The 18,598-nt window shown below is 57.2% G+C and carries 14 protein-coding genes and 1 pseudogene (1 of these 15 only partly in view); 7 read left to right on the plus strand and 8 right to left on the minus strand.

Annotation, left to right across the window (positions count from 1 at the left end; genetic code table 11):
• Positions 1-2: 2 nt before the first annotated feature.
• The 3 genes from C2U47_RS12275 to C2U47_RS12285 all read right to left on the minus strand — a co-directional run bounded on the left by C2U47_RS12275 (position 3) and on the right by C2U47_RS12285 (position 3,624).
• The gene (locus tag C2U47_RS12275) at positions 3-1,571 is read right to left on the minus strand and encodes a site-specific integrase (protein ID WP_171269322.1); all 1,569 of its coding nucleotides are present in this window, start codon (positions 1,569-1,571) and stop codon (positions 3-5) included.
• On the minus strand, positions 1,568-2,890 hold the full coding sequence (locus tag C2U47_RS12280) for a site-specific integrase (RefSeq protein WP_041207317.1): 1,323 nt from the start codon (positions 2,888-2,890) through the stop codon (positions 1,568-1,570). The genes C2U47_RS12275 and C2U47_RS12280 overlap by 4 nt, the downstream gene beginning before the upstream one ends.
• A 164-nt stretch (positions 2,891-3,054) precedes the next feature.
• Entirely contained in the window at positions 3,055-3,624 is a 570-nt protein-coding gene (locus C2U47_RS12285; RefSeq protein WP_010674212.1) for a single-stranded DNA-binding protein, read from the minus strand.
• Between the two features lie 517 nt (positions 3,625-4,141).
• Between C2U47_RS12285 and C2U47_RS12290 the strand changes: the two genes are divergently transcribed.
• Positions 4,142-4,780 carry a LuxR C-terminal-related transcriptional regulator gene (locus tag C2U47_RS12290; RefSeq protein WP_010674213.1) on the plus strand — a complete coding sequence of 213 codons (639 nt, stop codon included), beginning with the start codon at positions 4,142-4,144 and terminating at the stop codon, positions 4,778-4,780.
• Positions 4,781-4,872: 92 nt separating this feature from the next.
• Positions 4,873-7,700, plus strand: a pseudogene (gene uvrA / locus C2U47_RS12295) (excinuclease ABC subunit UvrA).
• Between the two features lie 116 nt (positions 7,701-7,816).
• On the opposite strand, the gene C2U47_RS23540 reads toward uvrA, so the two are convergent.
• Positions 7,817-7,942: a hypothetical protein gene (locus C2U47_RS23540; protein ID WP_010674215.1), complete on the minus strand. Its 126-nt coding sequence runs from the start codon at positions 7,940-7,942 to the stop codon at positions 7,817-7,819.
• Positions 7,943-8,267: 325 nt separating this feature from the next.
• Here C2U47_RS23540 and C2U47_RS12300 point away from each other — a divergent pair, with 325 nt between their 5' ends.
• The 3 genes from C2U47_RS12300 (at position 8,268) to C2U47_RS12310 (ending at position 12,527) form a co-directional block, all read left to right on the plus strand.
• On the plus strand, positions 8,268-8,879 hold the full coding sequence (locus C2U47_RS12300) for an OmpW family outer membrane protein (RefSeq protein ID WP_010674216.1): 612 nt from the start codon (positions 8,268-8,270) through the stop codon (positions 8,877-8,879).
• Between the two features lie 196 nt (positions 8,880-9,075).
• Positions 9,076-11,055, plus strand: a complete 1,980-nt coding sequence (locus tag C2U47_RS12305; protein WP_039040116.1) for a methyl-accepting chemotaxis protein — start codon at positions 9,076-9,078, stop codon at positions 11,053-11,055.
• Positions 11,056-11,063: 8 nt separating this feature from the next.
• Positions 11,064-12,527 (plus strand): extracellular solute-binding protein, encoded by a 1,464-nt coding sequence (locus C2U47_RS12310; protein WP_043156068.1) that lies wholly within the window; start codon positions 11,064-11,066, stop codon positions 12,525-12,527.
• A 60-nt stretch (positions 12,528-12,587) separates the two neighbouring features.
• Here C2U47_RS12310 and C2U47_RS12315 read toward each other — a convergent pair whose 3' ends face one another.
• Complete coding sequence (locus tag C2U47_RS12315; protein ID WP_103261666.1) at positions 12,588-13,379, minus strand: GNAT family N-acetyltransferase; 792 nt, start codon at positions 13,377-13,379, stop codon at positions 12,588-12,590.
• A 327-nt stretch (positions 13,380-13,706) separates the two neighbouring features.
• Between C2U47_RS12315 and metF the strand changes: the two genes are divergently transcribed.
• Positions 13,707-14,603, plus strand: a complete 897-nt coding sequence (gene metF, locus C2U47_RS12320; RefSeq protein ID WP_010674220.1) for a methylenetetrahydrofolate reductase — start codon at positions 13,707-13,709, stop codon at positions 14,601-14,603.
• Positions 14,604-14,666: 63 nt separating this feature from the next.
• On the opposite strand, the gene C2U47_RS12325 is transcribed toward metF, so the two are convergent.
• A complete protein-coding gene (locus tag C2U47_RS12325) occupies positions 14,667-15,731 on the minus strand; it encodes a DUF3103 family protein (RefSeq protein WP_103261667.1) in 1,065 nt (354 codons plus the stop codon).
• A gap of 147 nt (positions 15,732-15,878) precedes the next feature.
• Positions 15,879-17,030, minus strand: coding sequence for a benzoate/H(+) symporter BenE family transporter (locus tag C2U47_RS12330; protein WP_233735814.1), 1,152 nt, complete (start codon positions 17,028-17,030; stop codon positions 15,879-15,881).
• Positions 17,031-17,143: 113 nt separating this feature from the next.
• Between C2U47_RS12330 and C2U47_RS12335 the strand changes: the two genes are divergently transcribed.
• Positions 17,144-17,716 (plus strand): helix-turn-helix domain-containing protein, encoded by a 573-nt coding sequence (locus C2U47_RS12335; RefSeq protein WP_103261668.1) that lies wholly within the window; start codon positions 17,144-17,146, stop codon positions 17,714-17,716.
• Here C2U47_RS12335 and C2U47_RS12340 read toward each other — a convergent pair whose 3' ends face one another.
• Positions 17,717-18,598, minus strand: partial view of an NnrS family protein gene (locus tag C2U47_RS12340; protein ID WP_103261669.1) — the 3' portion only. The gene runs 315 nt beyond the window's last position; the window shows 882 of its 1,197 coding nt (coding positions 316-1,197); its start codon lies beyond the right edge, outside the window; the stop codon is at positions 17,717-17,719. It lies immediately after the preceding gene.

The raw sequence follows: 18,598 nt of genomic DNA on the forward strand, positions 1-18,598 counted from the left end.
CCTCATGCTCGTTGTTGTTTCAGTTCAAAGCATTTCTGCACAACCCATTCAACTGCTAAAATTAGCCTATCTTTTGTTGCCGCGTACTCTTCACTTTTTGTCGTTTTCAACCTTACCTCTTTCTCTGCATATAGATGGGATAAGAATTTCTCGTGAGGAGCATCTAATAATGGTCTAAATTTTTCACAAGTGTAACAACTTTCATACCCCTTAACGCAAAAGTCATTGGTGCCGCATGCTCCTACGATATCGTTATCCTTGTTTGGTATGCGAGCAGCAAGGTCATGTCCTCGCTCACCCTGCTCTAAGTCAACGATAATGCGACCTAGGAATGCATTAGCAAAGGGGGCCAGTTGTTTGCCAATGGCCTTGTCAATATAGGTCACGGTATCTGCGGTATTTTCCGTATAGACCTTAACGTTTTGTGTATCGTTGTGATCCAATGCCTCCGCTATGATCAACGGCCCCAAACCTTTTCGACCAAGGTTTGTTCCTCTTGTATGACGAAACCGCCTAGCCGTTATATGAATATAGTCCCCAGTTCTTTCAGAAATAGCTTTTTGTTTTCTTTGGAAATTTTTTAGCAGGTGTTCTCTTAGATCTGTTGATGACATATTTAAAATGTCAGTATCTAATAAATCATCAGTCAAAGATGTTTTTTTAACCGCTAACTCAAAAACCATTGCCCAATCAATAAATAATGGGATTTTTGTTGCTTGAGAAGCAGTCAGTTTTATTGAGAGTTTTGATTCAAACTTCTCTGTTTCATCTCTAATTAAATTACGCAACGTTAGATAGAGCTCTTCCGTAATGGGGAATTTTTTAAAAGAGAAACGAAACCCACCACCACGCTGCTTTGCTCTAGGTATATTGAGGTAAAAATTTGTCACATTCTTACTATGATCATGTTCTTTAAATAAATCAGCAGCCTTTATTTGTCGTAACTGTGTGGGGCGTCTAGCAGTAGCCTGCAATAAACTCACATATGCATAGCATTGAAATGAGATATAGTTATTCCTGAATAAGCGAATAAGTTCATGATTTAATGCAAGTACCTCATTGCTAGTAAAGGCACCTGTTTCAGGGCAACGATTAGCGACAGACACTCCTTTCTTGTTTCCTGATAGAGTTAGTATTTCGAGTGTTTTCACCATCTCTGTTGTTACACCATAATATCCATATTCATTCCAGCTAATAAGAAAACCACGGAGTGCACCTAAGTACCATTCATTGTTTTTATCAAGCATCGCTCGCCAATTGAGCAATACATCCTCATCTAGATTTTTGAATTTAGTGTCTCGCAATAGTCGTTGAAAGCGTAGATACATATTTGATGTATGGTGTGCTGATTGTTCTTCAGCATAGGTTGCTAGTGTTTTTTTAAATCCATCCAGCAGTTTTGGTTCCATAGATAAAACATCCGGCATGAATGCAATGCTGACATCTTTATTCAACATCCAGTATTCTGAGTGAAAGTCAAAGCTGTATCCATCTTTTGATACTAATTTTTTTGAGCTGAATGTTGATGGGAGATCGTCATTTTCTTCCTCAATGTAATCATATTTATTCATTCATATCCTCTATTTTTTTGAGATTCAATAATTAGTCTCTGTAATTCTTCTTGCTCTTCAAGCACTAGCTTGTTTGTCTTATTGCGAATATGGCGTTCAACATATGGTTTGGCAGAGCTCTCTGATGTGTGCCCCATTTGATACATTCGGCTTTTTGCTTCTTCACTAGATGAAATAAAATTACGGTTACTGTTTGGGTCTTTAGATAGATCATTGTTTTTGTCAATTATTTCGGAGAACCACTGGTTCCAGTTATGCCTAAAATAATGTGGGTGGATCGATTTGAACCGCTCATCCACAGATTTCATTGTTGGCACGATGATACTGTCAAATGTGCTGGTCGATATTGGCTGTCCTTGAGTTTTCCCCTTCCTATGTGTAACAAACAAGTATGGATGCTTGTTCGCGTTCGGAGTCTTTGCCCGTATGTTTATGATGTAGTCATCAATGAGTGCCGCAGTTTCATCTCTAATTCGCAACATTCTTTCTTTCGTCTTTGCTACAGGCTGATTTTTGCGAGGATCATATATGTCATCATGGTGGCGTTTTACCCATATGAATTTTTGGGGGCCGTGAAGCATTAGAAAGTTCGATTCAATAGATAGTGAGAGTAACTCACCTCTTCGTATGCCTAGTTCTTTTAAAAGTAAAAACATAAGATGATTTCGCTTTTTTGTCGAAGCGTGTTTGAACGGATTTTTTGGGTGGTCAAATTGTGCCACAGCCATAAATTCCTCAATTAATCCATCTGGCAAGTCTTTACCATCTAGTTTATCTAAAACATTCTTACCTTTGCCTTTAGGGCGAACAGCAAGTATGCGCTTATTCATACTGTTAATTTCTGTGAGCAGTTTAGTGCTATTACAGTTCTGTACAGCTACTCTAGCAATGAAATCTAAATAACTTGCAATAGCTGTCACACGATTGTAAATGTTATTACGTCCCACTGTGGGGGTGACACTGATTAGTCTTGGGGTGTTAAATAAATCAATGACCTTATCTCTGGTTTTTTTGCTTTTAGCTAAGCCTTTGAAATGAGAAATATCATGACTGAGATGTTCTCTGATGTTGTCAATGTCAGTGTCGCTAAGAAACTTACCTTTCTGAAACTCAGAGAACAGGTCTCTGTGTTTATTTTCTTCCCATTGAAGAAACCACTTTAATGCACCTAGGCGATTTGAAATGGTATTCACCGACAAGCTGCTACGAAGTTTTGTTGTCACCCAGAGGGTTGCAAGAAAATGAGGCATACCATCATTGCCCATTAAGACTGGATAACGTTCACCATTTGCAAAAATCAATCTATCTAGCTTGTACACTGTGCATCCTAATCTTACATTTTCCTCATACATAAAGTTATAGTGCTGAAAATCGCGATGGCAAGTGAAATGCAAAAATAAAAAAACCCAGCATTTCTGCTGGGTTGCTTTGCACTCAAGATGGTGAAAGTGATTTATTCTTACACTTTCATCTTTTACAAGATCTAGAACGGAATATCGTCGTCGAAATCCATCGGCGGTTCGTTGTAGACCGGCGGGGCGGATTGCGGCTGCTGGGCCGGACGGCCGTAACCGCCTTGCGGTTGCATGTTCTGCTGCGGGGCAGCAGGACGTTGCATGTTCTGTTGCGGTGCAGCCTGTTGCGGCTGGCCCCAGTTGCCCTGGGATGACTGGCCGCCCATGCCCTGGCCACCGCCCTGCGGACGGCCACCCAGCATCTGCATCACACCGGTGAAGCTGTCGACCAGCACCTCGGTGGTGTAGCGCTCCTGGCCGCTCTGATCCTGCCATTTACGGGTCTGGAGTTTGCCTTCCACATAGACCTGGGAGCCCTTCTTCAGGTACTCGCCGGCCACTTCGGCCAGCTTGCCCATGAAGACGACACGGTGCCATTCGGTGCGCTCTTTCTGCTCACCGGTCTGCTTGTCGCGCCAAGTATCGGAGGTGGCCAGGGTGATGTTAGTCACGGCACCGCCGCTCGGCATGTAGCGCACTTCCGGGTCTTGCCCCAGGTTACCGATCAGAATGACTTTGTTGATGCCTCGACTGGCCATAATCTCTCTTCCACCCTTATGTATACCGGCCAGGCCAGATGCCTGGGCCCATTCAATAATGCGTTTTTTTGCAACGAGATGCGCGCCCTGGACGGGTGTCATCTCTCTTCAGTGTCCTGGCTGCGCCGGAGCTTGCCGGCAGAGGCGTCATGGATCGGCCGCAGCGTTTGGGCGCCATAGTACCAGTTGACGGGCATGAGCGCACATCTTCCCTGCCACTGTGGCGTCAATGGATCGCCACAGCCTGAGTAACTTACCCGAGGTAAGGTGCCACCAGCAAGGGGAGGCGGCTGGGGCAGGCTGCGTGAAGAGGGCGGAGCTGTTATGGTGCGCACCGGCACTACTTGACCCCCCAAATGGGGGGGGCGTGCTAGCCAATTGTATTGGCTGGAAAATTGCTGGGCTTCAAAGGAGCCACCGATGCGTCTAATACTTTTTTAATGCTGCAGCCGGGAGGGGGATTGGTACTCTTCCTTGCCAAAAAGCCCCGACTCGAATGTGCAAGGAAGTTCTCTTGATGACGCCCGACTCCCTCCTGGTGCTGATCACCGAAAATAACGCACAAGCCTCCCGTTTCCAGCGTCACCTCAGTGAAGAGCTTGGTCTGCCCATCTTGCTGGTGGGGGAGCTGAATGACCTGCCAGACGTTGCAGAGGGCGCCCCCAAAACCTTGCTGCTGATCGATCTGGACTACCTCAAGTCGACCCAGCAGGAGCTGTGGAGCAATGCCATCTGCCAGCGCTTTGGCGAGGCCAGTGCCGTGTTGCTCAATGCCCCGACCAGCACCAACAAAGAGCTGCTGCTGATGTGGCCCCATACCAGCGGGCTCTTCTTTCGTCAGGACACGCTGGACAGGTTGGTCTTCGGCATCCGCAAGGTGTTGCAGGGGGAGTACTGGATCCCGCGCCACCTGCTGTGCGACCTGGTGGACTACTACCGCAAGGGGAGCGGGCAACCTCAGCGTCAGCAGACGCTGCTGACCGCCCGCGAGCAGGAGATCGTGCGTCACCTGATGACGGGGGCCTCCAACACCGAGATCGCCGACAGCCTGTTCGTGAGCGAACACACCGTCAAATCCCATCTCTACAACGTCTTCAAGAAGCTGAACGTCAAGAACCGGTTGCAGGCGGTGAGCTGGGCCAAGGAGTATCTCTGAGGAAGGGGTACGGAAGGAAAGACTGTCTATTCATCCAGTAGTCTCTATGCCATACTGGCCCGCTCTGGTTCCCGTATCGAGCGCGCAACAAGATGGAAAAAATCGTGATCCGGGGTGCCCGCACCCACAACCTCAAGAACATCAACCTGATCCTGCCACGTGACAAGCTGATCGTGGTCACCGGCCTGTCCGGTTCGGGCAAATCCTCCCTGGCGTTCGATACCCTCTATGCCGAGGGGCAGCGCCGCTATGTGGAATCGCTCTCCGCCTATGCCCGCCAGTTCCTCTCCCTGATGGAGAAGCCGGACGTGGACCACATCGAGGGGCTGTCGCCAGCCATCTCCATCGAGCAGAAGTCCACCTCCCACAACCCGCGCTCGACGGTTGGCACCATCACCGAGATTTACGACTACCTGCGGCTGCTGTTCGCCCGGGTCGGTGAGCCACGCTGCCCGACCCACGCCATTCCGCTCGCGGCCCAGACCATCAGCCAGATGGTGGATCAGGTGCTTGCCCAGCCCGAAGGCGCCAAGCTGATGCTGCTGGCCCCCGTGGTGCGCAACCGCAAGGGGGAGCACACCAAGCTGCTGGAGAACCTGGCGGCCCAGGGTTACATCCGCGCCCGCATCGACGGCGAAGTGTGCGATCTGTCGGATCCTCCCGCGCTGGAGCTGCACAAGAAGCACACCATCGAGGTGGTGGTGGACAGATTCAAGGTGCGCGATGACCTGGCCCTGCGCCTGGCCGAATCGTTCGAAACGGCGCTGACTCTCTCCGGCGGCATCGTGCTGGTGGTGCCGATGGACGGGGAGGATGGGGTTGCCCCCATGACCTTCTCCGCCAACTTCGCCTGCCCCGAGTGCGGTTACTCCATGTCGGAGCTGGAGCCCCGGATCTTCTCCTTCAACAACCCGGCGGGGGCCTGCCCCACCTGTGACGGTCTCGGGGTGCAGCAGTATTTCGATCCCGCCAAGCTCATCCATGATCCGGGCCAGAGCCTGGCCGGCGGCGCCATCCGTGGTTGGGACAAGCGCAGCTTCTACTACTTCCAGATGCTCAAATCCCTGGCCGATCACTACAAGTTCGACCTGGAGACCCCCTGGGAGGATCTGCCGCTCAAGACCCAGGAGGTGATCCTGCGTGGTTCCGGGCGCACCGAGATCGAGTTCCGCTACATGAATGACCGCGGCGACGTGGTGGTGCGCAAGCACCCGTTCGAGGGGATCCTGCACAACATGGAGCGCCGCTACCGGGAGACCGAATCCAACGCGGTGCGGGAAGAGCTGGCCAAATACATCGCCAACAAGTCCTGTACCAGTTGCGGTGGCAGCCGACTGCGGGAAGAAGCCCGCCACGTCTTCGTGGACAATCGCAACCTGCCCGCCATCGCCGAGCAGTCCATCGGCGATGCCCTGGCCTTCTTCGAAGGGTTGAACCTGTCCGGTCAGCGTGCCCAGATAGCGGACAAGATCCTCAAGGAGATCGTCGAGCGGCTCGGCTTCCTGGTGAACGTCGGCCTCAACTATCTGAGCCTGTCGCGCAGCGCCGAGACCCTCTCCGGTGGCGAGGCGCAGCGGATCCGGCTGGCCAGCCAGATCGGGGCTGGCCTGGTGGGGGTCATGTACGTGCTGGACGAGCCTTCCATCGGCCTGCATCAGCGGGACAACGAGCGGCTGCTCAAGACCCTGACTCACCTGCGTGATCTCGGCAACACCGTGATCGTGGTGGAGCACGATGAGGATGCCATTCGCCTCGCCGACCATGTGCTCGACATCGGTCCGGGGGCTGGCGTGCACGGCGGTGCCATCGTCGCCCAGGGGACGCCGGAAGAGATCATCGCGAACCCCGAGTCCCTGACCGGTGACTACCTCTCCGGGCGCAAGCAGATCGCCATCCCGGCCGAGCGCACCCCGCTCACTGGCAAGTGGCTGAAATTGAAAGGGGCGAGCGGCAACAACCTGCGCAACGTCAACCTGGATCTGCCCATCGGAGTGATGACCTGTGTCACCGGCGTCTCCGGCTCCGGCAAGTCGACCCTGATCAACGACACTCTGTTCCGCATTGCTCACCGCGAGCTCAACAAGGCGACCGAATCCACGCCAGCGCCTTATCGCAGCGTGGAGGGGTTGGAGCATCTGGACAAGGTGGTGGACATCGACCAGAGCCCCATCGGTCGAACCCCGCGCTCCAACCCGGCCACCTACACCGGCCTGTTTACCCCGATCCGTGAACTGCTCTCCGGCACCCAGGAGGCTCGCTCGCGCGGTTATCAGCCGGGCCGCTTCTCCTTCAACGTGAAGGGAGGGCGCTGCGAGGCGTGCCAGGGGGATGGCGTCATCAAGGTGGAGATGCACTTCCTGCCGGACGTCTACGTGCCGTGCGACGTCTGCAAGGGCAAGCGCTACAACCGCGAGACGCTGGAGGTGAAATACAAGGGCAAAAACATCCACGAAATCCTCGAGATGACGGTGGAAGATGCCCGCGAGTTCTTCGATCCGGTGCCGGCGGTGGCGCGCAAGCTGCAGACCTTGATGGATGTGGGCCTCTCCTATATCCGCCTCGGTCAGTCGGCCACCACCCTGTCGGGCGGCGAGGCGCAGCGGGTCAAGCTGGCGCGCGAGCTCTCCAAGCGGGATACCGGTCAGACCCTCTATATTCTGGACGAGCCGACCACCGGCCTGCACTTCCACGACATCCAGCAGTTGCTCAAGGTACTGCACCAACTGCGGGATCGGGGCAACACCATCGTCATCATCGAGCACAACCTGGACGTCATCAAAACCGCGGACTGGATCGTTGATCTGGGCCCGGAAGGGGCGCTGGTGGTGGCCGCATCCTGGTGACGGGTACGCCTGAGGAGATGAGCCGTTGCAAGGAGTCCCACACGGCGCGCTTCCTCGCTCCTCTACTGGAGAAATAAGCGTCACTCGAGAAAAAGGGGCCAAGGCCCCTTTTTTGTTGGCCGGTGGGCGAGGTGCGCCGGTCTGGCGCCCGGCCAGGGATGAGAGGGAGAAAAGAGGGACTCGTCCGGCAGACTCAGTGTGTCAGCATCAGGAAGGCGAGGGCGAACAGGAAACCCAGCAGAATGAAGAGGAAGGAACCTATCCCCCAGATGGCGGCAAGAATGCCGAGAATTTTGTCTTTGCGTGTCTGTGGTTTCATAAAATTCAAATTACAGCGTGGTTACATCGCATTAATAAAATACGCCCCGGGGCATAATTAAACAACAATTGAAAGGTGATATGAAGGTGTTTAAGGTGTATTTAATTGGTATTTTACGTTTCATGCTGATGCGGTAATTTAAGGCATCATCATGTATTTGAATGACTTTTTATTTTCATCTGCGGTTTGATTGTCCAATCAAAGCTGCCGTGTACATCTATCTATTTCTTGATAACTATTGAGCTAAATCAATAACCGGCCATTCACATCCTTTTATAGTTTTCGGGCTTGCAACATAGAAAGAAAACAAAAAAGGAATAATGTGATGAAAAAGATCCTTCCTCTGTTAATCGCAGCCGCTTTTGCTTCCCCCGTCGCCATGGCACATCAGGCCGGTGACATCCTGGTCCGTGGTGGCCTGGCGTTCGTCTCTCCCCAGACCAGCAGTGACAACGTGCTGGGGACGGGCGAGCTGGAGATCGACAGCAACATGCAGCTTGGCCTGACCCTCTCCTACATGTTGACGGACAACTGGGGTGTCGAGCTGCTGGCCGCGACCCCCTTCTCCCACTCGGTGTCGACTGCCGGCCTGGGTGAGGTCGCCAAGGTCAAACACCTCCCGCCGACCCTGATGGCGCAGTACTACTTCGGTGATGCCAACAGCAAGGTGCGCCCCTATGTGGGTGCCGGTATCAACTACACCACCTTCTTCGACGAGGAAGGGCGCGGTGCCCTGGCCGGGACGGATGTGAGCGTGGACTCCTCCTGGGGGATGGCGGGTCAGGTGGGCCTGGACATGGCGATCAATGACCGCTGGTTCGTCAACGCCTCTGCCTGGCTCATCGACATCGATACCGATGTGCATACCGCCGTGGGCACCATCAACACCTCCATCGATCCGGTGGCCTTCATGTTCGGCGTCGGTTACCGCTTCTGATGACAAACGTGGCCGGTGCACGGCCATGACAACAAGCATGTCTCTTTGGCCCGGCTCTGTTCGGGCCCTTTTCTGCCTGCCATGTCACGCCAACTGTGATCTGGCCCGCCATCGCGTCACGAACCGCTATTCCATTGCATCCCGTTGCCGATAACCTCGGCATTCACCCCTTTCCCCAACGAGTGAGGATGCCTCCATGGGTTTATCTATTGTGCAGCGGATCATCGCCGGCTTCGTGCTGATGCTGTTGTTGCTGGTTCTGCTCGGCTTCATCAGTATTCTGAAGATCCGGGGGATCAACGAGGGGCTCTCCCAGGTTTCTGATCGTGCCACCCCCCTGGTGATCGCGGTCGCCGGGCTCAAGGGCGCACTGCAGGACAGCAACCGCTGGGTGCTCACCTACAGAACCAGCGAGGAGGCGGCCCAGTTGCCGCAACTGGCCAGCCAGTTCAAGGCGCAGCAGGAGCGTTTCCTGGCCCAGAGCAAGGAGATGGCCCGGTTTGACGGGGTGGCCGAGGCGAGCGAGCGGTTTCGCCAGGTCGACGGGGCGACCCGCGAGTTCTACGGGTTGGCGGATCAGGTGCTGACCCAGCACGGTCAGTGGGTGGCCGCACTCGATCGGCGCCATGAACTGGAGCTGGCGTTCATCCGGCTGGAAGATACCTACCAGTGGGCCGCCGATCTGTTGCTGCAGCAGACCGCGAGCAAACGCTCCATGCGCAACAAGGCCGAACTCATCACCTCCGGCATTGCCCGGGATCTGAAAAACATCCGCCGGGCCGATGCCAAGACCGATCTCAATGAATTGGAGAAGGTGCTCGGCAAGGATATCGAGATGGCACGCAAACGGCTCGAACGGGTGCAGGTGCCCGATGACGTGAGGCAGCGTTTCATCGTCAACCTCGATCGGATGCAGGAGCTGGCCCTCGGCCCGAAAGGGTTGCTGGCGACCATGCGCAATGGCCAGCAACTGGCGGCCTCGCTGCAGTCCCTGAACCAGCAGCTCGACACCAGTCTGGTCAACAGCCTGGCGCTGCTGGACGAGATGGCCAAATCGGCGGGCAGCATTGCCAGCGCGAGCCGGGTCGGGGCGGATGACGCCGTCAGCAGCGCCAGCGCCTGGATCCTGATCGTGTCTGCCATCTCCGCGGCCGCCGCGCTCCTCATCGGTTACACCACGGCCCGCAGTATCCAGCGTCCGCTGCAACTCATCGATCGGGAGCTGGATCGCATGGCTACGGGTGACATGACCCGGCGCATCGACTACCAGAGCCGCTGCGAATTTGGCAGCCTGACCCGCTCCATCAATACCCTGGCAGACAAGACTGGCGAGCTGCTCGCCCAGATCAATGCCGGCTCGCGCCATCTGGTGGACGAGGCGAGCCGCGCCGCCGAGATCAGCGAGCGGGCCATGTCACGGGTGCAGGATCAGAAGAGCCAGACCGATCAGGTGGCTGCCGCCATCACCGAGCTGGAGGTGAGTGCCACCGAGGTGGCGCGTTCCACCGATGGCACCAAGCGCGAGGTGGACTTGGCGGACGAAGAGGCCCGCGCCGGACGCAAACAGGTGGCGACTACGCGCCAGATCACCGAACAACTGGCGGGTGCCATGGAAGAGGCGGTCGGCATCACCCACAAGCTGGGGGAATTCAGCGACAACATCGGCAGTATCCTCGACGTGATCCGCAGCATCGCCGAGCAGACCAACCTGCTGGCGCTGAACGCGGCCATCGAGGCGGCCCGCGCGGGGGACGCCGGTCGCGGCTTCGCGGTGGTGGCGGACGAGGTGCGGGCACTGGCGAACCGGACCCAGACCTCGACCGAGGAGATCCAGGCCATGATCGAGAACCTGCAAAGTTCCAGCAAGCACGTGGTGGCCGTGATGGCACGCAGCCAGGAGCAGACCCAGGATTGCGTGGCCCAGACCCGGGTGATGGACGAGGCGTTGCAATCCATTGCCGAGCGGATGAGTGCCATCAAGGCGATGGCGGATCAGGTGGCTCATGCCGCCCAGGAACAGATCTCCGTGAGTCAGGGGGTTGCCCGTCATGTCGCCGGCATTGCGGATGTGGCTTACGAGACCGAGCGGGAGGCGCGGGAATCGGCCAGCAGCAGTGAGGTGCTGGCGGATCTGGTTGCCAAGCAGCAGCAATTGATCGCCCATTTCAAGGTGTAGGAGGACTTATGGCTAACAAGTGGATCGGGGCCCTGAGTCTCCTGTTGTGTGGCCAGCTGATGGCCAGCGAGCTGGTGATAGAGAGCTGGCGCATAGATGACAAGGCCTTGTGGGAACAGAAGATCATTCCTGCATTCGAGGCCGCCCACCCGGGTATTCAGGTGAAATTCAACGGGGTGCAGAACGTCGAGTACATGCCGACCCTCTGGGCCAGCCTCAAGGCGGGCAAGGCGGGGGATCTCATCACCTGCCGCCCGTTTGACGACTCCCTGGCCCTGTTCAAGGCGGGCCATCTGGTGGAGCTGAGCGAGATGGCGGGGATGGAGAACTTCCCGAGCTTTGCCCAATCCCCCTGGCAGACCGACAGTGGCGCCCAGACTTTCTGCGTACCCATGGCATCGGTGATTCACGGCTTCTTCTACAACAAGAAGATTTTCAATGAGCTGGGGCTGACGGTTCCCCAGACCCGCGAGGCATTCTTCGCGGCCCTGGACAAGGTGAAGGCGGATGGTCGCTATGTTCCCCTCGCCGTGAGCGGCTCGGAGAGCTGGGTTGCCTCCGAGCTCGGTTTCCAGAACATAGGCCCCAACTACTGGAAGGGGGAGGATGGTCGATTGGCGTTGATCGGGGGCCAGGAGCGCTTCAACAACCCGCAATACGTCAAGGTGTTCGAGGAGCTGGCCCGCTGGCGTGACTACCTGGGGGAGGGGGGCGAGAGCCGCGACTACGCCACCACCAACGAGCTGTTCACCTCGGGCAAGGCTGCCTTCTATGCGGCGGGATCCTGGGAGATTGCCCCCTTCACCGGCAAGGTGGACTTCGGTGTCATGCGCCCGCCCGTGGCAAAGCAGGGGGATGGCTGTTTCTTCACCGATCACACCGATATCGGTATGGGGATGAATCCGGCCAGCAAGAACAAGGAGGCCGCCATGACCTTCCTGCAGTGGCTGACCACTCCCCAGTTTGCCGAGCTCTATACCAACTCGCTGCCCGGCTTCTTCTCGCTCTCCAACCACTTCTTTGAAGCCACCAATCCGGCGGCCAGAGAGATGATGGAGTGGCGGGATCAGTGCGATTCCACCATCCGGGTTGCCACCCAGATCCTCTCCCGCGGCACTCCCAAGCTCGGGGATGAACTGGCCGAGGTGAGCCAGCAGGTATTGCTGGGAACCGTGGCACCCAAGGCGGCGGCCGATCGCCTGGAACAGGGGTTGAAAGGGTGGTATGCCCCCCATCAGGGCAACCAGGGCAAGGGACAGGAGTGTCAGTGTGAGGCGAGCGTGCCTGCCGTCCCTGTGTCGGGTGCCATCGGGACCGAACCTGCTGCACCTGTGGTGCCGGATGGACAAGCGCCTTCCGGAGCAAGCGCGACCCAGCCTCCGTCAGTACCGGTGTCCGGAGCCGTCGCTCCAGCGCCTCCTGCCGAAGTGGAGGAGGCGCTCGCCAGCGAACTGGAGGGGGCACAGCCCTGATGGTTCACCATGAAGAACGGGAGGCCTTGGCCTCCCGTTCTTCATCTGCGTGATGACCTGTCATTCCCGTGGCAAGCGGCACAGGCTGCCAATACGGGCCACCGGCACGAAACCCAGAGTGCGATAGACCCGCTGGGCGTGATAGTGCTCGTCTGCCACTATGATGAGCGAACTGGCCCGTGCCAGTCCCTGGCGTGCGACCTGGCTCAGCAACAGACGACAGAGCCCCCGGTTTCGCCACTCTGCGTGCGTGCGCACCAGTTGAAAGCGTCCCAGGGTGCCGGTGAAGAAGAGTCCGCAGCTGGCAACCAGTTGATCCTGGTGCCATAACCCCCACCACTGTCCGAGCCCGTCATCGATCATGGCCTGATAGAGCTGGCGGCGTGACAAGAGATAGGGAAGATAGCGCTCCTCCGAATGGGCTGGATCCCGCTCTGCCAGCTCGAAGGCGAGCCACTGATCCCAGTCCGCCGCGGTGAACGGGCGAGCCGGGGTCAGGTCGCTGCCGGTGGGGGCTTGCCACTCCATTGCACCCAGCGCCAGTACCACGCACTCCATGTATTGGTACCCCGCCGCCACGAACCCGGCGACCCGGCTGTTCTGGCCTGCGGCGAGGGGCCACTGGAAGGTGCGGTGGCGGATACGGGGATCCCAGCCAATCAGCCTGTCGAAACTGGCCTCGAGCCAGCCCTTGTCACGATCGCTTGGGGGGGTGGGCAGCAACAGGTAGTTGCCGAAGTAGTAGTCTGGAGAGCCCGGGGTGCGCACGGTCCAGAACGCATCATGATCCGTCACCTCGCCCTGATAGCGATCGAACAGCAGATCGGTGGCAAAACCGGGGTGATCTTCCATGATGGGGCTCCTGCAAACGCTTGAATTGCTTATCGGCAGGCGGGGAAAGAAGTTAAAAAAAGGCCGGGAAACCCGGCCAAACAATCACACGCAGATTCAGAACGTCCAGGACGATCCGCCCGCATCATAGCGTGCCTGACAGCATTTTGGGATGGGGTCGCTCATTACTTAGGTTGAATTGCAAAATAAAAAAATCGGCAATCCCCCTTGTCGCTGACAAATCGGTATTGACTTTGATCCGTTTTCTCATAAAGATAGAAAGACGTTTAGACGTCCAAACATCCGTTTTGGCGTGAAGGAATGGGTTGCAGGACAGGGAGAGAGCAGATGGGATTTCACAGCGCGCGTCAGGTTGAGGCACTCAACCAGAGTTTGGCGGATCTGGGTGGCGACATATCGGTCAGTTTCGAGTTTTTCCCGCCCAACAGCGAAGGGATGGAGAACACCCTCTGGCAGTCCATCGAGCGCCTGCAGGTGCTGGAGCCCAAATTCGTCTCTGTGACCTATGGCGCCAATTCGGGCACCCGGGACCGCACTCACAAGGTGATCAAGGACATCAAGGAGCGTACCGGCCTCATCGCCGCCCCGCACCTGACCTGTATCGATGCCAGCCGTGACGAGTTGCGCACCATTGCCCGTGACTACTGGAATAGCGGCATTCGCCACATCGTGGCCCTGCGCGGAGACTTGCCTCCCGGCCTCGACAAGCCTGACATGTATGCCACCGACCTGGTCGCCCTGCTCAAATCCGAAGCCGATTTCGATATCTCGGTCGCCGCCTATCCGGAAGGCCACCCCGAGGCTCGCAGTGCGCAATCCGACCTGCTCAACCTCAAGCGCAAGATAGATGCCGGTGCCAACCGGGCCATTACCCAGTTCTTCTTCGATGTGGAGACCTATCTGCGTTTTCGGGATCGCTGCGCCGCCATCGGTATCGATGCGGAGATCGTGCCGGGGATACTGCCGGTCTCCAACTACCAGACCCTGGCCAAGTTTGCCGGTTTCACCAACGTGAAGATCCCGCGCTGGATGCACCAGCGTTTCGAAGGGCTGGAAAACGATCAGATGACGCGCAACATGGTGGGAGCCAGCATTGCCATCGACCAGGTGCGTGTGCTGAGTCAGGAAGGGGTGAAGGATTTCCACTTCTATACCCTGAACCGCTCAGAGCTGACCTACGCCATCTGTCACACACTGGGTGTGAGGCCGAAAGGTCAGGCCTGATCCGCGGCTCTGATACAGAAAAGCCAATGAGTCTTCTCATTGGCTTTTTGTTTTGAGCGACAGTCAGGGCCGGGTTGGCTGGATCTCCCTGGGCTCGAGATCGATGACTGCATTGCCGGCGGCACCGGGATACTGGTGATAGCTCTGGTCCTGCTCCAGGGTATAGAAGGTGTCGAGGTAGTCGTCGTTGTTGGTCATCCAGGAGTCCGGAAGTGCCTTGACGATACGACCGCCGAGGTCGAGGAAGGGCAGGGCCTCGGGTACGCCGCCCGCAGTGAAGCCGAGTTTGAGTGCGTCAATCAGGAGGGCACTCAGCTCCTTGTAATTGACGTTGTCATCCTGCTCCATCATGACCACGTCGACGGCTCCCCAGCGGTAGCGATCCCAATAGACCAGGATCTGGTTGGGGGTGTAGTCGGTGTTGTCGTAGTCGAGATAGGGCATGTCGACGATATCTACCACGGGCTCGTCCCTGCCAGGATTGACCCCGGCCACGACGGCATAGACCTCGGCGGCGCCCAGCAGCCAAGGCTCCTGATCATCGTTGAGCCTGATCTTCTTGAGAATGCTGGTCTTGAGGGGCGTGGCGTTGCTGGTGGCACGGGGCGTCACCTGCATGTCGGCGGCAGCCAGCGCCTTTCGCATCACCTTCAGGCCGGCATTCTTGGCTTTGACCGGATCGGCCTCCACCACCAGTACCGGCCGCGCCGGCGGCTGGTTCACATCGAGATAGATCGGGCTGCCGGCGCTGTCGAACGCCTCGATGGCGCTCCAGCTCTTTTCGTCACCACTTGGTATGTAGGCAACCAGTGGCTCAACCCCTTGTTGCAGTGCATCCGCCTGATCCGGATTGGCCAGCCGCAGTTGCATCAGTTCCCTGACCTCGCCATCCAGCCCTTGCCGACTGATGGCCGCCTGGTTGGCATCCCGAGCCTGGCGCTTCAGGCGCGGGCTGGCCTTTTGCAGCAGGTTGGGCAGTGGACTCTGGTATTCCTGATTGTTCAGGAGCGGCAGCAGGTTCTTCTGCTGCAGCGCGAGCTGGCGTGCCAGCTCCCGATCGGTGTCGGCAGCCTGGGTCGTGGTGGCGCCCAGCAGTGCCAGTAACAAAATGACAGCCTGATTCCTCATCTTCGTTCTCCAGTATTGAGTCTGACAACGGCGCTTGTCGGGAAGGATCTGCGCCGTTTTGTCACTAGAAAGGAATAAGGTTCATATGTGAACGCTCTTCTCAGGATTATGTGCTGCGTCTCACTGGAGTCTCCCCAGATGGTCAGGTCAGGCGCGGAGCCGGTTGACTTGATGCAATGTCACTCCGATCAGCAATCCCCAGCAGGCAGACCCGACCCCGAGCAGGGTGATCCCCGAGGCAGTCACGAGGAAAGTCAGTAGCGCGGCTTCCCGCTCCTCGTCCTGCTGCAAGGCGCTGTGCAAGCTGCTGCCTATGGTGCCGAGCAGCGCCAGCCCGGCCACGCAGGTGACCAGCACCGCAGGGAATGCGCTGAACAGGGCAACCACGGTGGCACCGAAACAGCCTGTGAGCAGGTAAAAACAACCAGCCCACACGGCAGCAGGCCAGCGTCGAGTGGCATCATGATCCACTTCCTTGCCCATGCAGATAGCGGCAGTGATGGCGGCCAGATTGAAGGCATAGCCGCCAAACGGTGCCAGCAGCACGCCGATGAATCCGGTCCAGCCAATCAGGGAAGAAGTGGCCGGTTGATAGCCGTGGGCGCGCAGGATGGCAATGCCCGGCATGTTTTGCGAGGTCATGGTAACGAGAAAGAGCGGGAGTGCGATGCCGAGCAGGGCGTCGATGGAAAAGGCTGGCGAGATCCAGACCGGGGTGGAAAGTTGCCAGTGAACCTCGTTGAGTTGCAGCTCGCCCCTCAGGGTGCAGAGCAGCATGCCGGCAGCCAGGACCAGCACCATGGTGTAGCGGGGCCAGAGGTGGCGACCCAGCAAGAAAGCCAGTAGCAAGGTGCCAAGCAGCAAAGGATCTTGCGGTGCCACCTTGAAGAGATCCAGCCCGAACCTGAGCAAGACTCCAGCCAGCATGGCGGCCGCCAGTGGGGCGGGAATATGACGCATCAGCCTGTCGAACCAGCCGCTGATACCGCAGAGGGTGATCAGCAGTGAAGAGATGATGAAGGCGCCGATGGCTTCAGCCAGACTGAAGTTCCCCAGGCTGGTGATGAGCAGGGCGGCACCCGGGGTGGACCAGGCCGTCAAGACAGGCACCCGGTAATAAAGGGAGAGGCCGATGCAGCTGACCCCCATGCCGATACCCAGTGTCCATAGCCAGGAAGAGACCTGGGCTGCATCGGCACCGGCGGCCGTGGCGGCCTGGATGATCAAGACGACAGAACTCGTGTAACCCACCAATACGGCGATGAGTCCCGCGACCATGTGGGGGAGGGCTAGGGGCATGGGAAACTTCCTTGTGGATGCTGATAGCTTGTGCGCTATTGCGTACAATGTGGTTTGGACTATAACGCTGTGCGTTATGGCGCACAATATGGCTCGAAGAAATCGGAGAACAGATGCAGGAGATGAGTCGCTATCTGGCCCAGCGATTGAAAGGGCTGCGCACTGAAAGAGGATGGAGCCTGGATATGGCCGCCCGTGAAACGGGGGTGAGCAAGGCCATGCTGGGACAGATCGAGCGAGGTGAATCCAGTCCGACGGTGGCAACATTGTGGAAGATTGCCACCGGTTTTCGGGTCTCTTTCTCCAGTTTCATTGAGCCGACACCAGCGGCACAGGGAGAGACGGTATACCGTATTGCCGATGATATTCGACAGCAGCCGGCGGGAGAGGGGATGCAGGTTGCCCCGCTTTTCCCCTATGAGGCCCGCTTTGATTTCGAGTTGTTCGAACTGACCCTGCTACCTGGATACCAGCGGGAGTCAGAACCCCATGAACCCGGAGTGACCGAACATGTCATCGTCATCAGCGGTGTGATGGAGGTACTGGTGGACGGAGCGTGGCGTTCCCTCGATCAGGGTGAGGCCGTCCGGTTTGCAGCGGACCGTACCCATGGCTATCGCAATCTTGGGGTCGCTCCCGCCATCTTCCACAATCTGATCCACTATCCGTCCATGGCCACGCGATGATTAGCCGGGGCGGCCATCCGCCCTGGGACTGGTCAGTATGGGGGTATAAACCCAGATGAACAGACCGTAGGCGGCAACCCAGCTCCATCCGCTGAGGTTCCATCCCGTGAGGGTGAGATTTGGCCAAAAGAGAGGGAGCAAGACCCGCAACAGCGCGGACAGGATCACCAGTGCAAATGCCGCCGTGATCCTGCGTCCTATCTGCAGGGCTCTGCCACTGTGTCCGAGGGATACACGGGCTATCATCCCGAGGATCATGGCCCCCATGCTGCCCGCGCTGAACAGATGGCTGGCCAGTGACAAGGCAATCGGCCAGCCAGCCGTGTGTGCCGCCAGGGCGGTCAGCCCCAGTGGGATAAAGAGGTAGGCCAGGTGAAGCGACCACAGCAGAGGGTGGGCCAACGTGGTTCCGGGTTGCCAGCGCAGCTGCCTGTAGAGGTGAGCCCCTGCCGCCACTATATATAGAGGGAACATCTGGATTCCGATGACCCACTGTGTCGGGAGCACCAACCAGAGCAGCAGGATGAGCCACAGAGACGCGAGGGCAATGCGCTCCAGCCACGGCAGTGGGGGTGCTTTTTCTGCCCCAGTGCCTCTGGCGGTAAAGAAGGGAATGACACGTCCTCCCATGACGGCAATCAGGGTTGTGAAGAGGAGCACGGTTGCAAGCAGGATATGTTCCACCAATGGCCATTCGGCATGCCACCGCCAGCAAGCGGTATTGAGCAGGGTCAACACGAGAAGCAGGGGAACAAAAAAGAGATTGCGCCACTGGCGCGTCACTATGATGGGTCTGGCGAGGAACCACGTACAGAGGGGCAACCAGGCCAGGTCCATGACCATCAGAGTGACATTGCTTTCTCCAAACCAGGGGAGCAGGCC

The organism is Aeromonas sp. ASNIH7, from assembly GCF_002903485.1.
In the GTDB taxonomy this organism is placed as follows: domain Bacteria; phylum Pseudomonadota; class Gammaproteobacteria; order Enterobacterales; family Aeromonadaceae; genus Aeromonas; species Aeromonas caviae.